The 23,723-nt window shown below is 63.6% G+C and carries 22 protein-coding genes; 7 read left to right on the top strand and 15 right to left on the bottom strand.

Features of this window, described 5'->3' with window-relative positions; genetic code table 11:
* The first annotated feature begins 255 nt into the window (after positions 1-255).
* From rho to QZ994_RS00555, 3 genes are all read left to right on the top strand, one after another.
* Positions 256-1,521 (top strand): transcription termination factor Rho, encoded by a 1,266-nt coding sequence (gene rho / locus QZ994_RS00545; RefSeq protein ID WP_290866796.1) that lies wholly within the window; start codon positions 256-258, stop codon positions 1,519-1,521.
* 132 nt (positions 1,522-1,653) lie between these two features.
* Entirely contained in the window at positions 1,654-1,911 is a 258-nt protein-coding gene (locus QZ994_RS00550) for a type B 50S ribosomal protein L31 (protein WP_290866799.1), read from the top strand.
* A 115-nt stretch (positions 1,912-2,026) separates the two neighbouring features.
* Complete coding sequence (locus QZ994_RS00555; RefSeq protein WP_290866802.1) at positions 2,027-3,724, top strand: hypothetical protein; 1,698 nt, start codon at positions 2,027-2,029, stop codon at positions 3,722-3,724.
* A 9-nt stretch (positions 3,725-3,733) separates the two neighbouring features.
* On the opposite strand, the gene phoR is transcribed toward QZ994_RS00555, so the two are convergent.
* From phoR to pstS, 7 genes are all read right to left on the bottom strand, one after another.
* Complete coding sequence (phoR, locus tag QZ994_RS00560; RefSeq protein ID WP_290866805.1) at positions 3,734-5,071, bottom strand: phosphate regulon sensor histidine kinase PhoR; 1,338 nt, start codon at positions 5,069-5,071, stop codon at positions 3,734-3,736.
* Positions 5,072-5,089: 18 nt separating this feature from the next.
* Complete coding sequence (phoB, locus tag QZ994_RS00565; RefSeq protein WP_290866808.1) at positions 5,090-5,788, bottom strand: phosphate regulon transcriptional regulator PhoB; 699 nt, start codon at positions 5,786-5,788, stop codon at positions 5,090-5,092.
* Positions 5,789-5,804: 16 nt separating this feature from the next.
* Positions 5,805-6,512 (bottom strand): phosphate signaling complex protein PhoU, encoded by a 708-nt coding sequence (gene phoU, locus QZ994_RS00570; protein ID WP_290866811.1) that lies wholly within the window; start codon positions 6,510-6,512, stop codon positions 5,805-5,807.
* Between the two features lie 41 nt (positions 6,513-6,553).
* Positions 6,554-7,339: a phosphate ABC transporter ATP-binding protein PstB gene (gene pstB, locus QZ994_RS00575; RefSeq protein ID WP_290866814.1), complete on the bottom strand. Its 786-nt coding sequence runs from the start codon at positions 7,337-7,339 to the stop codon at positions 6,554-6,556.
* Positions 7,340-7,377: 38 nt separating this feature from the next.
* A complete protein-coding gene (gene pstA / locus QZ994_RS00580) occupies positions 7,378-8,235 on the bottom strand; it encodes a phosphate ABC transporter permease PstA (RefSeq protein WP_290866817.1) in 858 nt (285 codons plus the stop codon).
* Complete coding sequence (pstC, locus tag QZ994_RS00585; protein ID WP_290866888.1) at positions 8,232-9,191, bottom strand: phosphate ABC transporter permease PstC; 960 nt, start codon at positions 9,189-9,191, stop codon at positions 8,232-8,234. Before pstC ends, pstA begins: the two co-directional genes overlap by 4 nt.
* 187 nt (positions 9,192-9,378) lie before the next feature.
* Positions 9,379-10,413, bottom strand: coding sequence for a phosphate ABC transporter substrate-binding protein PstS (pstS, locus tag QZ994_RS00590; RefSeq protein WP_290866820.1), 1,035 nt, complete (start codon positions 10,411-10,413; stop codon positions 9,379-9,381).
* A 238-nt stretch (positions 10,414-10,651) separates the two neighbouring features.
* Here pstS and QZ994_RS00595 point away from each other — a divergent pair, with 238 nt between their 5' ends.
* Positions 10,652-11,164: a fasciclin domain-containing protein gene (locus QZ994_RS00595; protein ID WP_290866823.1), complete on the top strand. Its 513-nt coding sequence runs from the start codon at positions 10,652-10,654 to the stop codon at positions 11,162-11,164.
* A 99-nt stretch (positions 11,165-11,263) separates the two neighbouring features.
* On the opposite strand, the gene glmM is transcribed toward QZ994_RS00595, so the two are convergent.
* The 4 genes from glmM to QZ994_RS00615 all read right to left on the bottom strand — a co-directional run bounded on the left by glmM (position 11,264) and on the right by QZ994_RS00615 (position 16,468).
* Positions 11,264-12,601: a phosphoglucosamine mutase gene (gene glmM / locus QZ994_RS00600; protein ID WP_290866826.1), complete on the bottom strand. Its 1,338-nt coding sequence runs from the start codon at positions 12,599-12,601 to the stop codon at positions 11,264-11,266.
* 114 nt (positions 12,602-12,715) lie between these two features.
* Positions 12,716-13,549: a dihydropteroate synthase gene (folP, locus tag QZ994_RS00605; RefSeq protein ID WP_290866829.1), complete on the bottom strand. Its 834-nt coding sequence runs from the start codon at positions 13,547-13,549 to the stop codon at positions 12,716-12,718.
* Between the two features lie 85 nt (positions 13,550-13,634).
* Positions 13,635-15,539, bottom strand: coding sequence for an ATP-dependent zinc metalloprotease FtsH (ftsH, locus tag QZ994_RS00610; RefSeq protein ID WP_290866832.1), 1,905 nt, complete (start codon positions 15,537-15,539; stop codon positions 13,635-13,637).
* Between the two features lie 254 nt (positions 15,540-15,793).
* Positions 15,794-16,468 (bottom strand): RlmE family RNA methyltransferase, encoded by a 675-nt coding sequence (locus QZ994_RS00615; protein WP_290866836.1) that lies wholly within the window; start codon positions 16,466-16,468, stop codon positions 15,794-15,796.
* Between the two features lie 17 nt (positions 16,469-16,485).
* Here QZ994_RS00615 and QZ994_RS00620 point away from each other — a divergent pair, with 17 nt between their 5' ends.
* On the top strand, positions 16,486-16,953 hold the full coding sequence (locus QZ994_RS00620; protein ID WP_290866839.1) for a YhbY family RNA-binding protein: 468 nt from the start codon (positions 16,486-16,488) through the stop codon (positions 16,951-16,953).
* Between the two features lie 78 nt (positions 16,954-17,031).
* Here QZ994_RS00620 and QZ994_RS00625 read toward each other — a convergent pair whose 3' ends face one another.
* From QZ994_RS00625 to carA, 4 genes are all read right to left on the bottom strand, one after another.
* On the bottom strand, positions 17,032-17,493 hold the full coding sequence (locus tag QZ994_RS00625) for a DUF4149 domain-containing protein (protein WP_290866841.1): 462 nt from the start codon (positions 17,491-17,493) through the stop codon (positions 17,032-17,034).
* Positions 17,494-17,507: 14 nt separating this feature from the next.
* Entirely contained in the window at positions 17,508-17,984 is a 477-nt protein-coding gene (greA, locus tag QZ994_RS00630) for a transcription elongation factor GreA (RefSeq protein WP_290866843.1), read from the bottom strand.
* 166 nt (positions 17,985-18,150) lie between these two features.
* Positions 18,151-21,426 carry a carbamoyl-phosphate synthase large subunit gene (carB, locus tag QZ994_RS00635; protein WP_290866845.1) on the bottom strand — a complete coding sequence of 1,092 codons (3,276 nt, stop codon included), beginning with the start codon at positions 21,424-21,426 and terminating at the stop codon, positions 18,151-18,153.
* Complete coding sequence (gene carA, locus QZ994_RS00640; protein ID WP_290866849.1) at positions 21,419-22,597, bottom strand: glutamine-hydrolyzing carbamoyl-phosphate synthase small subunit; 1,179 nt, start codon at positions 22,595-22,597, stop codon at positions 21,419-21,421. The genes carB and carA overlap by 8 nt, the downstream gene beginning before the upstream one ends.
* Before the next feature lie 257 nt (positions 22,598-22,854).
* Here carA and bfr point away from each other — a divergent pair, with 257 nt between their 5' ends.
* Together bfr and QZ994_RS00650 are read left to right on the top strand one after the other, a co-directional pair.
* On the top strand, positions 22,855-23,331 hold the full coding sequence (gene bfr, locus QZ994_RS00645; RefSeq protein ID WP_290866851.1) for a bacterioferritin: 477 nt from the start codon (positions 22,855-22,857) through the stop codon (positions 23,329-23,331).
* Positions 23,332-23,473: 142 nt separating this feature from the next.
* On the top strand, positions 23,474-23,704 hold the full coding sequence (locus QZ994_RS00650; protein ID WP_290866853.1) for a (2Fe-2S)-binding protein: 231 nt from the start codon (positions 23,474-23,476) through the stop codon (positions 23,702-23,704).
* Positions 23,705-23,723 lie beyond the last annotated feature (19 nt).

Genomic DNA, 23,723 nt, shown 5'->3' on the forward strand with positions numbered 1-23,723 from the left:
TCCTACCTATAATGCGTTCGCCTGCTGACATGATTCGGCAGGTGTTCGCCAAACCCGCTGGCCCAACCAGCGGCTGGTGAATCAGGCACAGGCGGTCACCCCGCTCTCGCTGCCCGGTCACCCCGGCAAACCCACGGCCACCACCGGCCTCACGGCCTGTTGTCCTCCCCACCACCCACGATTCATTCACCCGCTTGATCCGGCGCCCATTCGGGTTGCGGCCAACCAGGCTGGTTTCGTTCAGGGTTCCATTCCATGCACCTGTCAGAACTGAAGGCACTGCACATCTCGAAACTCGTCGAGATGGCCGAAGGCCTCGAAATCGAGAACGTCTCTCGCATGCGCAAGCAGGAGTTGATGTTCGCCATCATGAAGAAGCGCGCCAAGGCGGGCGAGCAGGTCTTTGGCGACGGCGTCCTCGAAGTGCTGCCGGACGGCTTCGGCTTCCTGCGCGCGCTCGACATGAGCTTCCTCGCCAGCACCGACGACATCTACCTGTCGCCCAGCCAGGTTCGCCGCTTCAATCTGCACACCGGCGACATGATCGAAGGTGAAGTGCGCGTGCCCAAGGACGGCGAGCGCTACTTTGCCCTGGTCAAGGTCGACACCGTCAACGGCATCCCGGCCGAGGTCAACAAGACCAAGCTGATGTTCGAGAACCTGACGCCGCTCTTCCCCGAAGAGCAGTTCAAGCTCGAGCGCGACAACGTCAAGGGCGACGACAACGTCACCAGCCGCATCATCGACCTGATCGCGCCCATCGGCAAAGGCCAGCGCGCCTTGCTCGTGGCCCCGCCCAAGAGCGGCAAGACGGTCATGCTCAAGAACCTGGCGCACGCCCTGGTGGCCAACCACCCCGACGTGCACCTGATCATGCTGCTGGTCGACGAGCGTCCGGAAGAAGTGACCGAGATGCAGCGCACCGTGCGCGGCGAGGTCATCTCCTCCACCTTCGACGAACCGGCCCAGCGCCACGTGCAGGTCGCCGAAATGGTGATCGAGCGCGCCAAGCGCCTCGTCGAACTCAAGAAGGACGTGGTGATCCTGCTCGACTCGATCACCCGTTTGGCCCGCGCCTACAACAACGTCCTGCCCTCCTCGGGCAAGGTGCTGTCGGGCGGCGTGGACTCCAACGCCCTGCAACGTCCCAAGCGCTTCTTCGGCGCGGCCCGCAACGTCGAAGAAGGGGGCTCGCTCACCATCATCGGCACCGCCCTGGTCGACACCGGCAGCCGCATGGACGAAGTGATCTACGAAGAGTTCAAGGGCACCGGCAACTGCGAGATCCACCTGGATCGCCGCATGGCCGAAAAGCGTGTCTACCCTTCGATCCTGATCAACAAGTCGGGCACGCGCCGCGAAGAGCTGCTGCTGAAGTCGGACATCCTGCAAAAGAGCTGGATCCTGCGCAAGCTGCTCTACCCGATGGACGAGATCGAGGCGATGGAATTCGTGCTCGACAAGATGCGCTCAACGAAGAACAACCACGATTTCTTCGACATGATGCGCCGGGGTGGTTGACCTGCCCCACAGGGGCCCTGCAAGCCAGGGCTCCCATGCTATACTCCAAGGTTTTCCGGCTGTCGGAAAGTGCCCCACACGGTGTGAGGTGGCTCCCGATGATGCACATTGCAAACAGCAAGAGGTTTTGACATGCCCAAACAAGGTATCCACCCCAACTACCGCGAAGTGGTGTTCCTGGACCAATCGAACGGCTTCAAGTTCGTGACGCGTTCCTGCGCTCCCACCAAGGAATCCATCAAGCTCGAAGACGGCCGTGAACTGCCGCTGTTCAAGCTGGAAACCTCTTCCGAATCGCACGCCTTCTACACCGGCACCCAAAAGTCGGTGGACTCCCTGGGCGGCCGTGTGGAAAAGTTCCGCACCAAGTTCGCTCAGTTCCGCAAGTAATCAGGACGCGGGCCTCGCATGGCTTGGCCCGCTTGATGAACGTCATCCGAAAGGGCAGCTCAGGCTGCCCTTTTGCATTGTTGCCACCGTGGTGGCCCACGTCTTCACGCACCGCATGAGCAGCCCATCGGCCCCAGTGATCTCCCCTGCCCTCGTGACGCAAAAAGCGGTTCAGCGCCTGCCGCGCTGGGCGCTGTTGCTCTTTTGTGCGGCCTATGTGATCCCTGGCCTGTTGGGGCGCGACCCCTGGAAGAACGAAGACATCGCGTCCTTCGGACAGATGTGGAGCCTGGCCCTGGGACAGGCATCGTGGCTGCAGCCCCATGTGGGCGGCGTGGTGCCCACCTCAGGCGGCATCCTGCCGTACTGGCTGGGTGGCGGCGCCATCTGGCTCCTGAGCCCGCTGCTGGATCCGGCCCTGGCCGCCCGCATCCCCTTTGCCTTGCTCCTGTGTGCGATCCTCGCGCTCACCTGGTACACGACCTACCACCTGGCTCGCACCGAGGCCGCACAGCCCCTGCCCCTGGCTTTTGGTGGCGAGGCCCTGCCACACGATTACGCGCGGGCCGTGGCCGATGGTGCCCTGCTGGCCCTGATCGCCAGCCTGGGCCTGCTACAACTGGGGCACGAGACCACGCCAGAGTTGCTCCAACTGGCGGGCAGCACCCTCTTCCTCTACAGCCTGGCCGGTGCGACCTTCGTGCCGGGCAAGGCCCGCGCGGCCGCACTGACCAGTCTGCCGGTGATGGCCGCCAGTGGCAGCCCCACCGTGGCACTCATGCTGGGGGCGCTGGGCACCCTCGTCTGCCTGCGCTCACGTCACGAGGGCATGCGTGTGCACGTTCGCTGGATTCTGGTCAGCACCCTGATGGCAGCGGGCCTGGCGACCGCGCTCACCCTGGCCGGTCTGTCGGGCTGGACTCAGCGCCTGGACGCCCCCGACGGCATCCAGCCCGTCCTGAAGCTCATCACCTGGTTCACCTGGCCGGTCCTGCCGCTGGCCGCCCTGACCGTCTGGCACTGGCGTCGCCAGGTCATGCGCCGCCACATCGCCTTGCCGCTGCTGACGGCGGTGGTGGGCGTGCTGGCCTGTGTCGGCATGGGCGGCAACGAACGGGCGCTGCTCGAGTGCCTGCCCGCCCTGGCCGTGCTGGCTGCATTTGCCCTGCCCATCCTGCAGCGCAGCCTGGGTTCTGCCATCGACTGGTTTTCGGTCTTTTTCTTCAGCAGCTGTGCCGCTGGCATCTGGCTGATCTACGGCGCCATGCACACGGGCAAGCCACTCAAGGTGGCTGCCAACGTGGCCAAGCTGGTGCCCGGTTACCAGGCCGTGTTTTCGCCCACGGCGCTGGTGCTGGCGGTGATCGGCACCGTGCTTTGGCTGGGCCTCGTGCGCTGGCGCACAGCCCGCCAGGCGCATGCACTCTGGAAGAGCCTGGTGCTGCCTGCGGGCGGCGTGGCCCTCTGCTGGTTATTGTTCATGACCCTGTGGCTGCCCTTGCTGGACCAGGCCAAGAGCTACCGCCTGCTGCTGAGCCGATTGGAGCCCCATTTGCCCACGGGCGAATGCGTTTATGCGCCGGGCGCGCCAGTCGGGTTGCTGACCGCCCTCGAGTACTTTGGCCGCTACCAGGTCAAGGGCGTGGACGCTGGCCAGGACCCTGATCTGTCGCCGTGCGCCACGATGCTGCTGCGCATCCCTGCACACCGCCCCAGCCCAGCCGTGGAGGGCTGGCGCTGGACGGGCACCTACAACCAGCGCACCCACAACTCCGAGCAGATTGCGGTGTACCAGCGTCTGCGTCGCCCCTGAGGGCCTCGTTCAAGCACTCAGGCGAACGCGGGCGGCGGGAACCGTCAGGGTGAACGTCGAGCCCTTGCCCGGCTCGCTGCTGATGCGCAGTTCACCGCCGTGGCGCTGCACCACGTGCTTGACGATCGACAGCCCAAGGCCCGTGCCGCCCGTCTCCCGGCTGCGACTGCCGTCGACCCGGTAGAAGCGCTCGGTGAGACGAGGAATGTGTTCCTGCGCGATGCCGATGCCGCCGTCTTTCACCGAGAACTCGCCGCCACCATCGGGCAGGTTCACCCACCGCACGTGGATGTGCCCACCTTCGGGCGTGTAGCGGATCGCGTTGCTCACCAGATTGCCCATGGCGCTGAGCCATTCACTTTCCACCCCGGCGATCTCACCGTGCTGGCCCTGCTCATCCAGCGTGAACTGCATGGGGTGGCGTTCTCTTGAAAGTCCGCGTGCATCGGATTCAATCCGTTGCATCAGGCGATCGGCACGCACCCAGCGATCCGGAGGCGGCATCGGGCTGCCCTCGATCTGCGCCAGGATCAGCAGGTCGGCCACCAGGGTCTGCATGCGCTCGGCCTGTTGCGACATCAGCTCGATCACCCGCTTGCGCTCGACCTCGGTCAGGGGCAAGGCCCCCATGGTCTCGATGAAGCCACTGAGCACGGTGAGTGGCGTGCGGATCTCGTGCGACACGTTGGCCACGAAATCGCGGCGCATCGTGTCGGCACGCTCACGCTCCGTGATGTCCTGTGAGATCACGACCTTCTGGTTGCCATCGCCATAACGCTGCACCTGGATCAGCAGGTGCCCGCCATTGCCACCCGCCTTGGCGCATTTCACCGCCTCGCCGTATTCACCGGCGGCGAGGTAGCGCACAAAGGCAGGTTGACGCACGAGGTTGGTGACCCGTTGCATGAGGTCGCGTTTCGGGTCGAGCCCGAAATGCAGTGCGGCGTTGGAGCTGATCCAGGTGATCTGCTCCCCCTCGTCCAGCATCATCACGCCGTTGGGCGACGCATCGATGGCCGACAGGAACTGCGCCAGCCGAGCCTGTTCCTGCTCGATCTGCCTGTCCTTGAGGATCTGCACGCGCTTGACCCGGTGGGCCACCTCACCCCAGAGGCCGGCCACCTTGGGCGGATCGGCTTCTGGCGTGCGCAGCCAGTCGAGCAGCATGTGCCCCTTGAGGGTGTCCATCGCCGAGAACACCAGCGCCGCCGAGGCTGAGCCCGCGAAGGCAAAAGCCGCCGGATGCTGAAATTGTCGCCCCAGCCACCAGCCCGCCAGGGCCCCACCGCCAGCGGTGAGCAGGCGCGAGCCCAGCCGCGACAGCAACCACGAATTGCTTGAATCCACGATGAGAAGTGCCGTGTGTCAGGCGGCGTTGGCCAGCTGTTGGGTGAGGCGGTAACCGGCGCCGCGAACGGTTTCAATCAGTTGCGAGCGGTCCACGGGGGCCAGGGCCTCGCGCAGGCGCTTCACGTGCACGTCGACCGTGCGCTCCTCGATGAAGACGTGGTCACCCCAGACCCGGTCCAGCAGTTGTGCACGGCTGTGCACCCGCTCCGGGTGGGTCATGAAGAAGTGCAGCAGCTTGAATTCGGTCGGGCCGATCTTCACTTCCTGATCACCCCTGCAGACGCGGCGCGTGGCCGGATCCAGCTTCAGGCCGGCCACTTCCACGGCCGAATCCAGCGCCTGGGGTGCCTTGCGGCGCAGCACGGCCCGCACCCGGGCCATCAGCTCATGGGTCGAGAAAGGCTTGGTCAGGTAGTCGTCGGCGCCTGCGTCCAGCCCGGCCACCTTGTCCACCTCTTCGGCTCGTGCGGTCAGCATGATGATGGGCAGCTCGCGCGTCCGCGGAGCGCCACGCCAGCGTTTGGCCAGGCTCAGGCCAGACTGCCCCGGCAACATCCAGTCCAGCAGGACCAGATCGGGCAGCACCTTGTCGATTTCCAGTTGGGCGTCATCGGCATCGTGGGCGACCGTGACCTCGAACCCTGCATGGCGCAGGTTCAGGGCGATCAGCTCCGAGATCGCCATTTCGTCTTCAACCACCAGCACTCGGCTCATGGTGTGCTCCCGGTTTTTATTTGATGATGGACTCAACCGCCTCGGGCGTGTTGTGTCGCACGTCCGTGCCCTTGACGATGTAGATCACTTGCTCGGCCAGGTTCTTGGCGTGGTCACCCACGCGCTCGATGGCCTTGGCCACAAAGACCAGGTCGATGGACGCGGAAATGGTGCGCGGGTCTTCCATCATGTAAGTGATGAGCTTGCGCATCAGGCCGTCGAACTCGGCGTCGATCAGGTTGTCGCTCTTGATCACGTCCAGCGCCACCGTGGTGTCCAGGCGGGCAAAGGCGTCCAGGGCGCGGCGCAGCGAGGCCGTGGCCAGCGAGGCTTCGAACGACACGTCGCTCACCGGCAGGCGCAGGCGGCTCGACACACCCGTGTTGATCAGGCGCTGTACCGTGCGGGCAATGCGGGCGGCTTCGTCGCCCACGCGCTCCAGGTTGCCGATGGTCTTGGAGATCGCAATCAGCAGACGCAGGTCGCGGGCCGTGGGCTGACGGCGGGCGATGATGGTCGACAGGTCGGCGTCGATGTCCATCTCCATCTGGTTCACGCGGTCCTCGATCTCGAGCACCTGGCTGGCCGTCTCGCCGCTGAAATGCGTCAACGCGTGGATGGACTGTGCCACCTGGGACTCCACGAGCCCCCCCATCTCCAGCACGCGGGTGGAGATGCCGCTCAGCTCGTTGTCGAACTGGCTGGACAAATGCTTTTCGGTCATGGCGATACTCCTTCAGAGCTTGTTGTTCGTGGGCAGGGGCATCAACCGAAACGACCGGTGATGTAGTCTTCGGTTTCGGTGCGCTTGGGCTTCATGAAGATGTCGGTGGTGGCACCGAATTCGATCAATTCGCCCAGGTACATGTAGGCCGTGTAGTCGGAGCAGCGGGCAGCCTGCTGCATGTTGTGGGTCACGATCAGGACGGTGTAGTCACCCTTGAGTTCGTGGATCAGCTCTTCGATCTTGCCGGTCGAGATCGGGTCCAGTGCCGAGCACGGCTCGTCCAGCAGCAGCACCTCGGGCTTGATCGCGATGCCGCGGGCGATGCACAGACGCTGCTGCTGACCACCCGACAGGCCCGAGCCACTCTGGTTCAGCTTGTCCTTCACCTCGTTCCACAGGGCGGCCTTCTTCAAGGCCCACTCCACGCGCTCGTCCATTTCGACGCGCGAAAGGTTCTCGAACAGGCGCACCCCGAAGGCGATGTTCTCGTAGATCGACATCGGGAAGGGCGTGGGCTTCTGGAACACCATGCCAACCCGGGCACGGATCAGCGACACGTCTTCCTTGCTGGTCAGGATGTCCTGGCCATCCAGCAGGATCTGGCCTTCGGCGCGCTGCTCGGGATACAGCTCGAACATGCGGTTGAAGGTGCGCAACAGGGTCGACTTGCCGCAGCCCGAGGGGCCGATGAAGGCGGTGACCTTGTTCGCCGGCAGCTCCATGTTCACGTTCTTGAGCGCGTGGAACTTGCCGTAGAAGAAATTGAGGTTGCGGACCGACAGCTTGGACTTGGCGTCGGTGGCGTTGTGAACCTTGGCATCCATGGTTTGGATCTCCATCAAATCTGGTGAGGCCGGCCGCTTTAGCGCTGGCGGAACATGACGCGGGCGATGATGTTGAGCACCAACACACCGATGGTGATCAGGAAGACGCCAGCCCAGGCCAGCTTCTGCCAGTTCTCATACGGGCTCATCGCGAACTTGAAAATGGTGACCGGCAGGCTGGCCATGGGTTGGCTCAGGTCCGACGACCAGAACTGGTTGGACAGGGCCGTGAACAGCAGCGGCGCCGTCTCGCCCGAGATGCGTGCCACCGCCAGCAGGATGCCGGTGATGACGCCTGCGCGGGCCGACTTCAGTGTGATGGTGAGGATCACGCGCCACTTGGGCGTTCCGAGGGCGTACGCCGCTTCGCGCAGGGCCTGGGGCACCAGGGCCAGCATGTTCTCGGTGGTGCGGATCACCACCGGCACCACGATCAGCGCCAGGGCCAGCACACCCGCCCAACCCGAGAAGGAGTGGTTGCGGGCCACGACGGCCGAGTAGATGAACAGACCGACCACGATCGACGGGGCCGACAGCAGGATGTCGTTGATGAAACGCGTGACGCTGCCCAGCCAGCCCTTCTGGCCGTACTCGGCCAGGTAGATGCCAGCGAGGATGCCCACGGGCGTGCCGATGGCCGTCGCCAGGCCCACCATCATCAGCGAACCCATGATGGCATTAGCCAGACCGCCCTCTTCCTGCGGCGCCGGCGTCATCTCGGTGAAGGTGGCCAGGGCCAGACCGCCAAAGCCCAGGCGAACGGTCTCGATCAGGATCCAGATCAGCCAGACCAGGCCAAAGGCCATGGCCGCGAGAGACAGGGTGAGCGCCACCATGTTGACCAGCTTGCGGCTGGCGTAACGCTTGGCGCGGATCGCTTGCAGTTCGGCGCTCATGAACGCGCTCCTTCCGACTTCTTGAGGCGGGCCAGCAGGACCTTGGAGAAGGCCAGGACCACAAAGGTGATGAAGAACAGCACCAGCCCCAGGTAGATCAGCGAGGCCTGATGCAGGCCTTCACCCGCTTCGGCAAACTCGTTGGCCAGGGCCGATGTGATGCTGTTGGCGGCCTCGAAGACCGACAGCGAGTTGAGCTGGTTCATGTTGCCGATCACGAAGGTGACGGCCATCGTTTCGCCCAGCGCACGGCCCAGGCCCAGCATGACGCCACCGACCACACCGGTCTTGGTGTAGGGCAGCACGACCTTCCAGACCACCTCCCAGGTGGTGGAGCCCAGGCCATAGGCCGACTCCTTCAGCAGAGAGGGCGTGACCTCGAACACGTCGCGCATCACCGAGGCGATGAACGGGATGATCATGATGGCCAGGATGATCCCGGCCGACAGGATGCCGATGCCCACAGGCGGCCCCGAGAACAGCGCCCCCAGGTAAGGCACACCGGCGGTGATGGCCTGCAGGGGCTGCTGCACGTACTCAGACAGGATGGGGCCGAACACCAGCAAACCCCACATGCCATACACGATGGAGGGCACGGCCGCCAGCAGTTCCACGGCAATGCCCAGAGGGCGCTTCAACCAGGCTGGCGACAGCTCGGTCAGGAACATGGCGATGCCAAAGCTCACCGGCACGGCAATCAGCAAGGCGATGAACGAAGTCATCAGGGTGCCATAGATCATCACCAGGCCACCGTATTGGTTCTGGACCGGATCCCACTCCGAGCGCCAAAGGAAGCTGAGGCCGTATTCACGGATGGCAGGCCACGCACCCACGATCAGCGAGCCGATGATGCCCAACAGAAGGGACAGGGTCAGGATGGCCGCAGCACGGGTCATCAAGGCAAACACCGCGTCAGCCCAAGGGGCCTGGACGCGGCGAGAAGGAGGATTCGTCATGGGGCGGCGTTGCGACGCGGTGTCTCGGCGCCCTGCGGCGTCGTCCATGTCGGCGGGAAGAATGGCGGTCATTGGAAGCCTCCAGGGAAGGGCATCGCTGCTCAGCTAGGGGATACAGCTGGGCCGGACGCCTGTGTTGTGCAGGGCCCGGCGCTTTGTTTTGGGTGTCAGATGGGAATCAGCTGGCTTACTTGTAGGCCACGGCCTTGCCGCTGGCGTCCTTGATGCCGGCCCACTGCTTGCGGACCAGTTCCTTGACAGACGCCGGCAACGGCACGTAGTCCATCTCGGCGGCCGTGGCGTCACCCGTGCTGTAAGCCCAGTCGAAGAACTTCAGGGTACTCGTGGCCTGGGCCGGCTTGTCCTGCGACTTCTGCATCAGGATGAAGGTGGCACCGGTGATGGGCCACGCGTTCTTGTCGGCCTGCTCGGTCAGGATCTGGTAGAACGACTTGTTCCAGTCGGCGGCCGAGGCTGCGGCCTTGAAGGTCGCGTCGTCGGGCTGAACGTAGTTGCCCGCGGCGTTTTTCAAGGTCACGTGCGACATCTTGTTCTGCTTGGCGTAGGCGTATTCCACGTAGCCGATGGCGTTGGGCAGGCGCTGCACGAAAGCAGACACGCCTTCGTTGCCCTTGCCGCCCGCACCGCTAGGCCAGTTCACGGCGGTGCCTTCACCGACCTTGGCCTTCCACTCGGCGTTCACCTTCGAGAGGTAGTTCGTGAAGATGAAGGTCGTGCCCGAGCCGTCGGCACGGCGAACCGGCGCAATGGGCGCGTCAGGCAGGGGAACGCCAGGGTTCAGGGCCACCAGCGCCGCGTCGTTCCAACGCGTGATCTTGCCAAGGTAGATGTTGCCCAGCACTTCGCCGGTCATCTTGATCTGGCCAGGCTGGATGCCCTTGATGTTCACCACAGGCACCACACCGCCGATCACGGTGGGGAATTGAACCAGGCCATCCTTGTTCAGTTCGTCATCCTTCAGGGGCATGTCGGAAGCACCGAAGTCGACCGTCTTGGACTTGATCTGCTTGATGCCGGCACCCGACCCCACCGATTGGTAGTTGATGCGGGTCTGGGTGGCCTTGTTGTAGGCCGAAGCCCACTTGGCGTAGATCGGTGCAGGGAAGGTGGCGCCCGCACCGGTCACGTCCTCGGCCATCACGGCGCCGGTTGCCAGGGCCATGGCAACGGCCACAGCGGTGCGGATCATCTTGAAGCTCATGTGGATGCCTTTCCAGTCTCGTGTGACACGACAAATTCGATAGGCTGAACTCTAGAAGGCAATTGTGACGCGTCCATGACAGCTTCTGCTGCTTCTGTCACAAACCTTGATCTTCGCTCGCGCACGCCTTGCATGACAAGGCCGTCACGGAGATGTCACGCCTTCGTCACAGAGCACTTCTATCGTGCGGGCTTGCTTCGAATCGTCCCGAAGTCAGCCCCCGTATGGAGACCCCTGCATGTTCACTTCTGCCCGTCTGACACCTTTCGCCGCCGCCCTGGGCCTTGCAGCCCTGATCGCCCTTGGTGGCTGCGCATCCACTGCTGGCGTGTCCGGCACTCCGGCCAACGTGGTCGTGGCAGCCACCCAGCACACTGATCTGGCGACCTTCAACAAGCTGGTGGCCCAGGCGGGCCTGAGCGCCGCGTTGGAAGGTCCTGGCCCTGTGACCGTGTTTGCTCCCACCGATGAGGCCTTCAAGGCGCTGCCCGCCGCCACCCTGGACAAGCTGGCAAAGGATCCCGAGGCACTGAAATACGTGCTCTCGTACCACGTGCTCCCTGCCAAATTGATGGCCGCTGACGTCACGGGGCCGACCAGCGTGGCCACCCTCGCCGCCGCCAAGGTTGCGCTGTCGAAGGCGGGCGACTTTGTCACCATTGACGACGGCCTCGTCATCCAGGCCGATATCGCGACCGGCAACGGCGTGCTCCACGTGATCGATCGCGTGCTGACCCCGCCGAAGAAGTAAGCGCAGGCTCGCCCCAGCCATCGCCGCCTGGCGGCACAAACAAAAAAGGGTGTCCTCGGACACCCTTTTTCATGGCCGAACGGGCCTTGATCACGCCGATCAGTAGGGCGCCTTGACTGCTTCGACCAATTGTTCGGCACAACTGCGGGCCAGAGCCGGTTCGCTGGCCTCCACCATCACGCGCAGAAGCGGTTCGGTGCCCGAGGCCCGGATCAGCACCCTGCCCTTGCCTGCCAGCAGCGGCGCCACCTTGGCCTGGGCCGCGGGCAGGTGCGGGTTGGCCTTCCAGTCCTGGCCGGGCTGCAGTCTCACGTTGATCAGCACCTGGGGGAAAAGGCTCACGCCCTCCAGCCAGTTCGCCAGCGGGCGCCCCGAGCGCACCACGGCCTGCAGCACTTGCAGCGCGCTGACGATGCCATCACCCGTGGTGTGACGGTCCAGCGCGATCAGGTGCCCGGAGCCCTCGCCGCCGAGCTGCCAGCCTCGCGACACCAGCTCTTCCAGCACATAGCGGTCGCCCACCTTGGCGCGAACGAAGTCGACACCACGCTGCTGCAGGGCCAACTCCACAGCCATGTTGGTCATCAGGGTGCCGACGGCGCCTGGCACGGCTTCGCCCTGATCCAGTCGATCGGCCACCAGCACGTACAGCAGCTCGTCCCCATTGAACAGGCGCCCTTGCGCATCCACGATCTGCAACCGATCGGCGTCGCCATCGAGTGCGATGCCGTAGTCGGCACCGTGTTCCGCGACGGCCTTGACCAAGGCCTCGGGGTGCGTGGCCCCCACGCCTTCGTTGATGTTCAGGCCATTGGGCCCACAACCGATCGAGATCACCTCCGCGCCCAGTTCGTGGAACACATTTGGCGCCACCTGGTAAGCGGCACCGTGGGCACCGTCGACCACCAGCTTCAATCCTTTGAGCGAGAGGTTGGCGCCAAAGGTGGCCTTGCAGAACTCCACATACCGCCCGCGGGCGTCTTCAATCCGACGGGCCCGCCCCAGGCTGGCTGAATCCACCCAACGGGGCGGCTCGTCCAACGCTGCCTCCACCTGGGCCTCCCAGTCATCGGGCAGCTTCTCGCCTCGAGCCGAGAAGAACTTGATGCCGTTGTCGGCAAACGGATTGTGCGAAGCGCTGATCACCACACCAAGGCTGAGTCGCAAGGCGCGTGTCAGGTATGCCACACCGGGCGTCGGCAAGGGCCCGGTCAGCAAGACGTTCACCCCGGCGGAGGCAAAGCCCGCCTCCAGCGCCGATTCGAGCATGTAGCCCGAGATCCGGGTGTCCTTGCCGATCAGCACCGTGGGCGACGGGTCTGTGCGACGCAACACCTGCCCGACCGCATGCCCCAGGCGCAGCACGAAGTCGGGCGTGATGGGCGATTGGCCCACAGTGCCGCGGATGCCGTCGGTGCCAAAGTAGCGTCGTGTCATGGGGGTATCTTTTCTATCAACCTGCGAAACGGGACGGTGATTGTCGCGCGAAACGGCCAGCGTGCGTTCGTTCAGGCGAGTGGCCAGCCTCACCATTTGGGGCAAGTGAGGCAGTCAGTCCAGGAAGCCCGCGGCCTGCCAGACCTTCAGGACATCGACCGTCTGGGCCACATCGTGCACACGCACGATCCGAGCCCCCTTCTGGACACTCGCCAGGGCAGCGGCGAGGCTCGCTGCCAAACGGTCGCCCACATCTCGCCCTGTGAGGTGACCCAGTGTCGATTTGCGAGACCAGCCCAGCAGCAAAGGCCACCCCAAGGCCAGCACGCGCTCCTGTTCGCGCATCAGCGTCAGGTTGTGCTCGGGCGACTTCCCGAAGCCGATGCCTGGGTCCAGCGTGATGCGATCGTGCGCAACGCCCTGGTCCAACAGCGCCTGCGCGCGCGCCTGCAGGAAAGACGTCACCTCGCTGACCACATCGGGGTAGCTCGGGCGCTGCTGCATGGTCGCCGGGTCGCCCTGCATGTGCATCAGGCAAATGCCACATTGCGGATGACGGGTGACCGCCGCCTCGGCGCCTGGCGCCAACAGCGCGCGGATGTCATTGACGATGTCGGCACCGGCATCCAGCGCTCGCTGCATGACCTCGGTCTTGCACGTGTCGATCGATACCGGCACCCCCAGCGTCAGGGCCGCTTTGAGCACACCTTCGATGCGAGCCCACTCTTCCAGCGGTTCCAGCGTGCGCGCGCCGGGGCGGGTGGATTCGCCGCCCAGGTCGAGGATGTGGGCACCGTCCTTCACCAGGCGCTCGCAATGCGCGATGCCGGCAGCGGTTTCCGCGTGCCGGCCGCCATCCGAAAAGGAGTCCGGTGTGAGGTTGACAATGCCCATGACCTGAGGCGTGCTCAGGTCGATGCGGAAGCGGGTGGTTTGCCAGATCGCCATGGAATACAAGACACAAGGGCCATGAAAAAACGGGGCCGAAGCCCCGTCTCGGTGAGGCCAGCACATGGCTAGCACTCGGTGTGCATCACACGGCAGCCGGTGCGCCGTCGGTGCTCACGGGAGGCTTGGGGCCCCCGCTGGGTTTGTTGCTTGGCGGCGTCCAGTCCTTGGGCGGACGGGGCTCGTTGCCTTGCATGATGTCTTCGATCTGGTCAGCGTCGATCGTTTCCCAATCGAGCAGGGCCTTGGCCATGGCGTGCATCTTGTCCTGGTTGTCTTCGATGAGCTTGCGCGCCAGGGCGTACTGCTCGTCGATGATGCGACGGATCACGCCGTCCACCTTGCGCATCGTCTCTTCCGACATGTTGGTCGTCTTGGTGACCGAGCGGCCGAGGAAGACTTCACCTTCGTTGTCGGCATAGACCATGGGACCCAGTTCGTCCGTCATGCCGTAACGCGTGACCATGTCCCTGGCGATGGCCGTGGCACGCTCGAAGTCGTTGGAGGCCCCCGTGGTCATCTGGTCCATGAACACCTCTTCCGCGATGCGGCCACCGAACAGCACCGAGATGGTCGACAGCATGCGTGTCTTGTCCATGCTGTAGCGATCGCCTTCAGGCAACTGCATGGTCACACCCAGCGCGCGACCACGCGGGATGATGGTGACCTTGTGGACGGGGTCGGTCTTGGGCAGTAGGCGGGCAACCAGGGCGTGACCAGCCTCGTGGTAAGCGGTGTTCTTGCGCTCCTCCTCCGGCATGATCATGGACTTCCGCTCAGGACCCATCATGATCTTGTCCTTGGCCTTTTCGAAGTCGTTCATCTCGACGACACGGCCATTGCGGCGGGCAGCGAAGAGCGCCGCTTCGTTGACCAGGTTGGCCAGGTCAGCACCGGAGAAGCCGGGCGTGCCACGGGCCAGGATGTCTGCACGGATGTCCTGGCTGACCGGCACCTTGCGGATGTGGACGTTGAGGATCTGTTCGCGACCGCGCACATCGGGCAGGGTCACGTAGACCTGGCGGTCGAAACGACCAGGACGCAGCAGAGCCGGGTCCAGGATGTCCGGGCGGTTGGTCGCGGCAATCACGATCACACCCAGGTTGGTTTCGAAGCCGTCCATCTCCACCAGCATCTGGTTGAGGGTCTGTTCGCGTTCGTCGTTGCCGCCACCCAGACCGGCGCCACGGTGGCGACCCACGGCGTCAATTTCGTCGATGAAGATGATGCAGGGCGCGTTCTTCTTGGCCTGCTCGAACATGTCGCGCACGCGGGCAGCACCCACGCCAACGAACATTTCCACAAAGTCAGAGCCAGAAATCGTGAAGAAAGGCACCTTCGCCTCGCCAGCGATGGACTTGGCAAGCAAGGTCTTGCCGGTGCCCGGAGGGCCCACCATCAGCACGCCGCGAGGGATGCGACCACCCAGCTTCTGGAACTTCTGCGGGTCACGCAGGAAATCGACCAGTTCCTTCACTTCTTCCTTGGCTTCGTCGCAACCCGCCACGTCAGCGAACGTGACGTTGTTGTTGGTGTCGTCGAGCATGCGCGCTTTGCTCTTGCCGAAGCTGAAGGCGCCACCTTTGCCACCACCCTGCATCTGGCGCATGAAATAGATCCACACACCGATCAGCAGCAGCATCGGGCCCCAGGAGACCAGCAGGCTCATCAGCAGCGATGGCTCTTCACGGGGCTTGACGTCAAATTTGACGCCGTTGTTGATGAGGTCGCCCACCAGGCCACGGTCCAGATAGGTGGCCGTGGAACGGATGCGCTTGTCGTCATTGGTGGTTGCAATGATCTCGGTGCCACCGCCGCCTTCTTGCAGCGTCACGCTCTTGATGCGCTTGGCGCGGACTTCTTCCAGAAAATCGGAATAACCGATCTGGTTGCCGCCTGTTGTGGCCCGGTCGAACTGCTTGAACACGGTGAACAACACCAGTGCCACAACCAGCCAGACTGCAATTTTCGAGAACCATTGATTGTTCACCGCGGCTCCTTCTACCCATTCGTGCCCAGGTCAGCCGACGCAGGTTGCGCCCACACACCGACCAGGGTTCAAAAACCACGCAACCAAGCACCGCTGGGGCACCGTGTCACGCAATCTTCGCGGTACATGGGGATGATTCTAGACGAGTCAAGCCCCCCTCTGCAGGGCGCTATCCCCTCTGAAACCCCGGTTTTCCGCGGTTTCAAGACAGTGATCGGCAAATTCAATCACTTCAGACCGGCGTCGCCTTCGGGTCAGGCGCTTTTGAGGCCAATGCCCACCAGGAAAGTTTCGGCGGATTTGTCACGCGAGGCCTTGGGCTTGATGGGTTTCACGACGCGGAAGTTCGCCTTGAACATCTCCACCAACTGGCTGTAGCCACTGCCATGGAAGACCTTGCACACCAGAGCGCCCTCTTTTTTGAGGTGCTGTTGGGAAAAATCGATGGCAAGTTCAATCAGGTGCTCGATGCGCGCGGCGTCGGAAATTTCGATGCCACTGAGGTTCGGGGCCATGTCGGAAATGACCACGTCAACCGGCCTGTCGCCCACCGCGCCCTGGAGCTGCTGCAACACGGCGTCCTCTCGAAAGTCGCCCTGGATGAACTGCACACCTTCGATCGGCTCGAAGTCCAGCAAGTCGAGGGCGATGATGGTGCCGTTGAGTTCCCCAACCGCGGCGCCCCCCGTGCCCGCGTCCTTGGGGGCAAATTTGCGCCGCACGTACTGGCTCCAGGCCCCTGGTGAGGCGCCCAGGTCCACCACCAGTTGACCGGGTTTGATCAGGTGCAGGGCCTCGTCGATCTCCTTGAGCTTGTAGGCCGCCCGTGAACGAAAGCCTTCTTTTTGAGCCTGACGCACGTATGGATCGTGGATGTGCTCGTTCAACCAGGCTTTGTTGAGCTTTTTGCTTTTGGTTTTGACTTTCATGGCTCGATAATAGAGGGATGCCTGCAATTCAATTGACAACAGCCGAGCGCCGCGCCTTCCGCGCCGATGCGCACCACCTTGACCCCGTCGTGATGATCGGGGGTGACGGCCTGACGCCCGCCGTGATCAAGGAGACCGATTCTGCGCTCAAGGCCCACGGACTGATCAAGGTTCGTGTGCTGGGCGATGACCGCGCGGCCCGCGAAGCCATCTTCGCGCAGCTGTGTGAGGAGCTCAGTGCGGCGCCCATCCAGCACATCGGCAAGCTGCTGGTGCTGTGGCGCCCTCTGCCTGAGAAGGAAGCCGCCGAACCGCGCCAGGACCGTGGTGGTGGCCCGCGCGAGGTGAAGCTGCTGAAGTTTTCGAAGAGCGGCCTGCGCCGCCCTGAGGTGTTGAAGGTTCAGGTGATGGGCAACCAGCGCATCACGGCCGGCGGCCTGATCAAACGTGCGAAAAAACGCGTGACCAGCAAAAAGCCCGCCTGATCTGGCTCAGCCCCGCCTTCGCTTGAAGCCCATGCCGCCCGTGCTGGAAAGCACCGGCGGTTTTTTCTTGCCCAAGCCTCAGTCCTTGGCGCTGCGCGCGCCCGTGAGGCGCCAGGCGAGGGCCAACACCGAGAGGCCCTTGAGCCAGAACAGGCAGGCCGAAATGCCGTGCAAGGCCCCGAAAGACAGGCGCGTGGGCTCGCCAGCCTTGGCCGCTTCGATCATGGGGTGAAGCGCGAACTGGCCAAACACGGTCAAGAACAGCGCGCAAAGCACGAGCAACAGGTTGCCTGTCATCACCCGGGTCTGACCTTCGGCCTCAGCCAGGTCGCGCACGCGGCGACGCTCGATGAGGAAAATGACGATGGCCAGCGCAAGGCTGACCCTGGCCTCGATCGCGAAAATCCGGCCCGCCCCCTGCCCTGCCATGCTGCGCTCCAGCACGGCAAACAGGCTGGGAGCCGAAATGGCGCCCACACCCAGAATGAGGCCGGCCCAAAGACCAGCCAGCCAGCTTTGCAAACGCTGCAAGGTGTTCATGGCGGGCGACTGACTCAGATGTAACGAACTTCGATGATTTCGTAGTTGCGCACGCCGCCCGGAGCCTGGACGGCCGCGATGTCGCCGGCTTCCTTGCCAATCATGGCGCGCGCAATCGGCGAGCCGATCGAGATCTTGCCTTGCTTGAGGTCGGCCTCGTCGTCGCCCACGATCTGGTAGGTCACGGCTTCGCCAGACTCTTCCTCTTCCAGGTCGACGGTGGCACCAAACACCACACGGCCTCCCGCATCGAGGCTGGCCGGGTCGATGACCTGGGCGGCAGACAGCTTGCCTTCGACCTCGTTGATGCGGCCTTCAATGAAGCCCTGCTTGTCCTTGGCGGCGTCGTACTCTGCATTCTCAGACAGGTCGCCCTGGGCGCGCGCTTCGGCAATCGCCTGGACCACGGCCGGACGCTCGACGTGCTTGAGGCGGTGCAGCTCTTCCTTGAGCAATTCGGCGCCGCGCTTGGTGATGGGGATGGTCGACATGGTTCGTCTCTCGTTGACGGGCCCTGCGTTCAAGGCCTCTCAAAATGAACGGAGCCGCGCCCTTCAAGCCACCTTGCGGTGCTGGCCGGGCGCGGCCCTCGTGGATCGCTTGTTCAGGCCCCAGGCGACAAGGCTTTCACCCTGTCGCCCGTGAGGCCTCTGCAGTTTAGTGCAGTTTGGCGTGCAGTTCCTGCAGCGAATACACAACCAGGTCGTCCTCATGCTTGAGGGCTTCCACGACGGCTTCGCAGCCGGCCATGGTGGTGTAGTAGGTCACGCGGTTGGCCAATGCCGCCTGGCGGATGCTGCGCGAATCGGCGATGGCGGTGCGGGTCTCGTCCACCGTGGTGAACACCAGCTGGATCTCGCCTGCCTTGATGGCATCGCTGATGTGTGGACGGCCGTCCTTCACCTTGTTCACCGGCTTCACAGGGATGCCCGCTTCGGCGATGGCGGCAGCCGTGCCCTTGGTGGCCACGACGCTGAAGCCCAGCTTCACCAGGTCGCGGGCCACTTCCACAGCCCGAGCCTTGTCGCCATCCTTCACCGAGATGCACACCGTGCCCTTGGTGGGCAGACGCGAACCGGCACCCAGCTGGCTCTTGAGCATGGCTTCACCGAAAGTGACGCCCACGCCCATGACTTCGCCAGTGGAGCGCATTTCAGGGCCAAGAACCGGGTCCACACCGGGGAACTTGTTGAAGGGGAAGACCGCTTCCTTGACGCTGTAGTACTCGGGCACCACTTCGCGCGGAGCCTTGCCATCGGGCGACTTTTGCGTACTCAGCTTCTGGCCGGCCATGCAGCGCGCGGCGATCTTGGCCAGGGGCTGGCCGGTGGCCTTGGACACGTAAGGCACGGTGCGCGAGGCTCGCGGGTTCACTTCCAGCACGTAGACGGTGGCCTGGTCCAGGCCCTGGGTCACGTCGCCCTGGATGGCGAACTGCACGTTCATCAGGCCAACCACATTGAGGGCCTTGGCCATCAGCGCGGTCTGGCGGCGCAGCTCATCCTGGATCACGGCCGACAGCGTGTAGGGGGGCAGCGAACAGGCGGAGTCACCGGAGTGCACGCCAGCTTGTTCGATGTGCTCCATGATGCCACCGATCATCACGTCGGTGCCATCGCTGATGCAGTCGACGTCGACTTCGACCGCGTCGTTCAGGAAGCGGTCGAGCAGCACGGGCGACTTGTCGGAGACGCGGACGGCTTCGCGCATGTAGCGCTCCAGGTCCTTGTCGCCATGCACGATTTCCATGGCGCGGCCACCCAGCACGTAAGAGGGACGAACCACCAGCGGGTAGCCGATCTCCTGGGCCAGCGTCAGCGCGGCTTCTTCGGTGCGGGCCGTGCGGTTGGGCGGCTGCTTGAGGCCCAGCGTGTGCAGCAGGGCCTGGAAGCGTTCGCGGTCTTCGGCGATGTCGATGCTGTCGGGCGAGGTGCCGATGATGGGCACACCGTTGGCCTCGAGGTCGAGGGCCAGCTTCAGCGGGGTCTGACCACCGTACTGCACGATCACGCCGACCGGTTTTTCCTTCTCGACGATTTCGAGCACGTCTTCCAGGGTCACCGGCTCGAAGTACAGGCGGTCGGAGGTGTCGTAGTCGGTCGAGACGGTCTCGGGGTTGCAGTTGACCATGATGGTCTCGTAGCCGTCTTCGCGCATGGCGAGGGCAGCGTGGACGCAGCAGTAGTCGAACTCGATGCCCTGGCCGATGCGGTTGGGACCACCGCCCAGCACCATGATCTTCTTCTTGTCTGTCGGTTCGGCTTCGCACTCACCCCCCTCTTGCTCGTAGCACGAGTAGAGGTAGGCGGTTTCGGTCGAGAACTCGGCGGCGCAGGTGTCGACGCGCTTGTAGACCGGACGCACGTTCAGGGCGTGGCGGGCACGTCGGACGTCGTGCTGGTTCGTGCCCATCAGCTTGGCCAGGCGGCGGTCCGAGAAGCCTTTCTGCTTCAGGAAGCGCAGTTCGGCAGCGGAGAGGGACTCCAGCTTGCGAGCCTTGATGTCGGCTTCGGTCTTGATGATGTCTTCGATCTGGGCCAGGAACCAGGGATCGATGTTGGTCTCTTCGAAGACCTCGTCCAGGCTCATGCCGAGGCGGAAGGCGTCGCCCAGGAAGCGGATGCGCTCAGGACCGGGTTCGCCGATTTCCTGGATGATCTCTTCCCGGTCGGTGCTGATTTCGGTCAGACCATCGATGCCGGTTTCCAGACCGCGCAGGGCCTTCTGGAAGGACTCCTGGAAGGTGCGGCCCATGGCCATCACCTCACCCACGGACTTCATCTGCGTGGTCAGGCGGCTGTCGGCAGCGGGGAACTTCTCGAAGGCGAAGCGCGGGATCTTGGTGACCACGTAGTCGATCGAGGGCTCGAACGAGGCCGGGGTGGCGCCGCCGGTGATGTCGTTCTTGAGTTCGTCGAGCGTGTAGCCCACGGCCAGCTTGGCCGCGATCTTGGCGATCGGGAAGCCCGTGGCCTTGGAGGCCAGCGCCGAAGAGCGCGACACGCGGGGGTTCATTTCGATCACGGTCATGCGACCGTTGACCGGATTGATGGAGAACTGGACGTTGGAGCCGCCGGTCTCGACGCCGATTTCGCGCAGGATGGCGATCGAGGCGTTGCGCAACAGCTGGTATTCGCGGTCGGTCAGCGTCTGGGCGGGGGCCACGGTGATGGAGTCACCGGTGTGCACACCCATGGGGTCCAGGTTTTCGATCGAGCAGACGATGATGCAGTTGTCCGCCTTGTCGCGAACCACTTCCATCTCGTACTCTTTCCAGCCGATGAGAGACTCTTCGATCAGCAGCTCTTTGGTCGGCGACAAATCGAGGCCGCGCTTGCAGATCTCTTCGAACTCTTCGGGGTTGTAGGCGATGCCGCCACCGGTGCCACCCAGCGTGAAGCTGGGGCGAATCACCATGGGGAAGCCCGAGCCACCGATTTCGGCCTGGATGCGCTTCTGCACCGCCCAGGCCTCTTCCAGAGAGTGCGCAATGCCCGACTTGGCCGATTCCAGGCCGATGGAGGTCATCGCGTCCTTGAACTTCAGGCGGTCTTCAGCCTTTTCGATCGCCTTCTCGTTGGCGCCGATCATCTCGACCTTGTACTTGTCGAGCACACCGTGCTTGTGCAGATCCAGGGCGCAGTTCAGTGCGGTCTGGCCGCCCATGGTCGGCAGGATCGCGTCGGGGCGCTCCTTGGCGATGATCTTCTCGACCACCTGCCAGGTGATGGGCTCGATGTAGGTGACGTCGGCCGTGTTCGGGTCGGTCATGATGGTCGCAGGGTTGCTGTTGACCAGAATGACCTTGTAACCCTCTTCGCGCAGGGCCTTGCAGGCCTGGGCGCCGGAGTAGTCGAATTCGCAAGCCTGACCGATGATGATCGGGCCGGCGCCGATGATGAGGATGCTCTTGATGTCTGTGCGCTTAGGCATTGTTCTTCTCCATCAGCGCGACAAAACGTTCAAACAGGTAGCTGATGTCATGCGGGCCTGGTGAGGCTTCCGGGTGACCCTGGAAGCAGAAAGCGGGCTTGTCGGTGCGGGCGAGACCCTGCAGCGTGCCGTCGAACAGCGAGATGTGCGTGGCACGCAGGTTGGCGGGCAGCGTTTTCTCGTCGACCGCAAAACCGTGGTTCTGGCTGGTGATGCTGACGCGACCGGTGTCCAGATCCTTGACGGGGTGGTTGCCACCGTGGTGACCGAACTTCATCTTGAAGGTCTTGGCACCGGAGGCCAGGGCCATGATCTGGTGACCCAGGCAGATGCCGAAGGTCGGAATGCCGGTTTCGATCAGTTCCTTGGCGGCGGCAATCGCGTAATCGCAGGGCTCCGGGTCTCCAGGGCCGTTGGAGAGGAAAATGCCATCGGGCTTGAACTTCAGCACGTCGGCCGCGGGCGTCTTGGCAGGCACCACGGTGACCTTGCAACCGCGCTCGGCCAGCATGCGCAGGATGTTGCGCTTGACCCCGAAGTCATACGCCACCACGTGGAATTTCGGGTTGGCGAGCGCACCAAACCCAGGCTTGCCGCCGAGTTCCGGGTTGTTCAGTTTCCACTCGGTCTCGGTCCACTCGGCCACGTCGCTGCGGGTCACGACCTGAGCCAGGTCCTGTCCGGCCATGCTGGGCGCTGCCTTGGCTTTGGCAATGGCGTCGGCGATGACGGCGTCGGTGATCGCTTCGCCCACGGGCAAGGCCACGATGGCGCCGTTTTGAGCACCCTTGGTGCGCAGCAGGCGGGTGAGCTTGCGGGTGTCGATGTTGGCGATGCCGACCGTGCCCTCGTCCTGCAGGTACTGCGACAGCGTGCGGGACTGGCGGAAGTTGGAAACGCGGATGGGCAGGTCTTTGATGATCAGACCTGCGGCATGGACTTTCGAGGCTTCGACGTCGTCACCGTTGACACCATAGTTGCCGATGTGCGGATACGTCAGGGTGACGATCTGGCGGCTGTAGCTGGGGTCGGTGAGGATTTCCTGGTAGCCGGTGAGTGAGGTGTTGAACACCACTTCGCCGACTGTGTGACCGGCAGCGCCGATCGAAGTGCCTAGAAAGACCGTGCCGTCTGCGAGGGCCAGAAGAGCTTGGGGCAGTACGGGCAGCACGGGTTCATTCTCCGTTTGTTATGCGCTCAGCATGCCTCGGAGGCGCCACGCGCCGCCACGTGGGTGCTCGCTCCGCAGGGCGGAAGGGCGTTGGCACCATGTGGTAAGGGTGTGACAGAGCCGAGTCCTGTGAAGGAAACGGAGGCTTTTGCTGGGCTTGGGGTGGTTGCGGGTAAACCTTAGGAGTATAACTGATCCTGCCCCAACTCGGTCATCAACAGCGCGGCCCTCCGTGCCATGCACCACAAGGAAGCACCATGAAAGGCGACCCCAAAGTCATCGAGTTCCTCAATGCGCAATTGAAGAACGAACTCACGGCCACCAACCAGTACTTTCTGCATTACCGCATGCTGAAGCACTGGGGCTTCACCAAGCTGGCCAAGAAAGAATATGAAGAGTCGATCGGCGAGATGAAGCACGCCGACAAGCTGATGGAGCGGATCTTCACGCTTGACGGCCTGCCCAACCTCCAGGACCTCGGCAAACTGCTGGTGGGTGAGGACGTGCCGGAAATCCTCAGCGGCGACCTGCAACTGGAAACGGCCGCGCAAGGCACGGTGAAGGACGGCATCGCCTATTGCGAGTCCGTTCGCGACTACGTGTCCCGCGATCTGCTGCAGATGATCCTGGACGACACCGAGGAGCACATCGACTTCCTAGAGACCCAGCTCGATCTGATCGACAAGGTCGGCCTGCAGAATTACCTGCAGTCGCAAATGGGCGACGCCAGCTGAACCCAGGGCCCGCCATCGCCTTGGCGGGCTCTCCGGCTGACCACCCTGAGCCAGTGGTTTCGCGCATCGCCTATTGACTGCGAATCATTCCTATTTGAGAATGCATCCACGGCCCGATTCTCACCGGGCAGTTGGATGAACCATGATCGTGTGTGTGTGCCGTCGCGTTTCGGATCGCGACATCAAACGCCAGGCCCAGGCGGGCTGCATCAGCTTTGATGACCTGCAGATGGAGACAGGTGTGGCAACTTGCTGTGGACGCTGCGGCGATTGCGCCCGCGACGTGTTCGCTCAGGCCCAAGCACATGGTGCCGTGGCGATGATCCATGGCCACCCCGCCCAAGGCAGTGCGTCGCTTGCCCTCCCTGCCTGAATCTGCCGAATCCGCCTGA

It is taken from the genome of Aquabacterium sp. (assembly GCF_021768455.1).
Classification (GTDB): Bacteria; Pseudomonadota; Gammaproteobacteria; order Burkholderiales; family Burkholderiaceae_C; genus Aquabacterium.

What these genes read in the sequence shown, in the direction of transcription:
- glmM (WP_290866826.1), bottom strand. Translation starts at nt 12,601, where the DNA reads ATGACACGACGCTACTTTGGCACCGACGGCATCCGCGGCACTGTGGGC.
- carB (WP_290866845.1), bottom strand. Translation starts at nt 21,426, where the DNA reads ATGCCTAAGCGCACAGACATCAAGAGCATCCTCATCATCGGCGCCGGC.
- pstC (WP_290866888.1), bottom strand. Translation starts at nt 9,191, where the DNA reads ATGACGAATCCTCCTTCTCGCCGCGTCCAGGCCCCTTGGGCTGACGCG.
- QZ994_RS00555 (WP_290866802.1), top strand. Translation starts at nt 2,027, where the DNA reads ATGAGCAGCCCATCGGCCCCAGTGATCTCCCCTGCCCTCGTGACGCAA.
- phoU (WP_290866811.1), bottom strand. Translation starts at nt 6,512, where the DNA reads ATGACCGAAAAGCATTTGTCCAGCCAGTTCGACAACGAGCTGAGCGGC.
- QZ994_RS00595 (WP_290866823.1), top strand. Translation starts at nt 10,652, where the DNA reads ATGTTCACTTCTGCCCGTCTGACACCTTTCGCCGCCGCCCTGGGCCTT.
- pstB (WP_290866814.1), bottom strand. Translation starts at nt 7,339, where the DNA reads ATGGATGCCAAGGTTCACAACGCCACCGACGCCAAGTCCAAGCTGTCG.
- greA (WP_290866843.1), bottom strand. Translation starts at nt 17,984, where the DNA reads ATGTCGACCATCCCCATCACCAAGCGCGGCGCCGAATTGCTCAAGGAA.
- pstA (WP_290866817.1), bottom strand. Translation starts at nt 8,235, where the DNA reads ATGAGCGCCGAACTGCAAGCGATCCGCGCCAAGCGTTACGCCAGCCGC.
- rho (WP_290866796.1), top strand. Translation starts at nt 256, where the DNA reads ATGCACCTGTCAGAACTGAAGGCACTGCACATCTCGAAACTCGTCGAG.
- QZ994_RS00615 (WP_290866836.1), bottom strand. Translation starts at nt 16,468, where the DNA reads ATGAAAGTCAAAACCAAAAGCAAAAAGCTCAACAAAGCCTGGTTGAAC.
- QZ994_RS00550 (WP_290866799.1), top strand. Translation starts at nt 1,654, where the DNA reads ATGCCCAAACAAGGTATCCACCCCAACTACCGCGAAGTGGTGTTCCTG.
- QZ994_RS00650 (WP_290866853.1), top strand. Translation starts at nt 23,474, where the DNA reads ATGATCGTGTGTGTGTGCCGTCGCGTTTCGGATCGCGACATCAAACGC.
- phoB (WP_290866808.1), bottom strand. Translation starts at nt 5,788, where the DNA reads ATGAGCCGAGTGCTGGTGGTTGAAGACGAAATGGCGATCTCGGAGCTG.
- bfr (WP_290866851.1), top strand. Translation starts at nt 22,855, where the DNA reads ATGAAAGGCGACCCCAAAGTCATCGAGTTCCTCAATGCGCAATTGAAG.
- QZ994_RS00620 (WP_290866839.1), top strand. Translation starts at nt 16,486, where the DNA reads ATGCCTGCAATTCAATTGACAACAGCCGAGCGCCGCGCCTTCCGCGCC.
- QZ994_RS00625 (WP_290866841.1), bottom strand. Translation starts at nt 17,493, where the DNA reads ATGAACACCTTGCAGCGTTTGCAAAGCTGGCTGGCTGGTCTTTGGGCC.
- pstS (WP_290866820.1), bottom strand. Translation starts at nt 10,413, where the DNA reads ATGAGCTTCAAGATGATCCGCACCGCTGTGGCCGTTGCCATGGCCCTG.
- folP (WP_290866829.1), bottom strand. Translation starts at nt 13,549, where the DNA reads ATGGCGATCTGGCAAACCACCCGCTTCCGCATCGACCTGAGCACGCCT.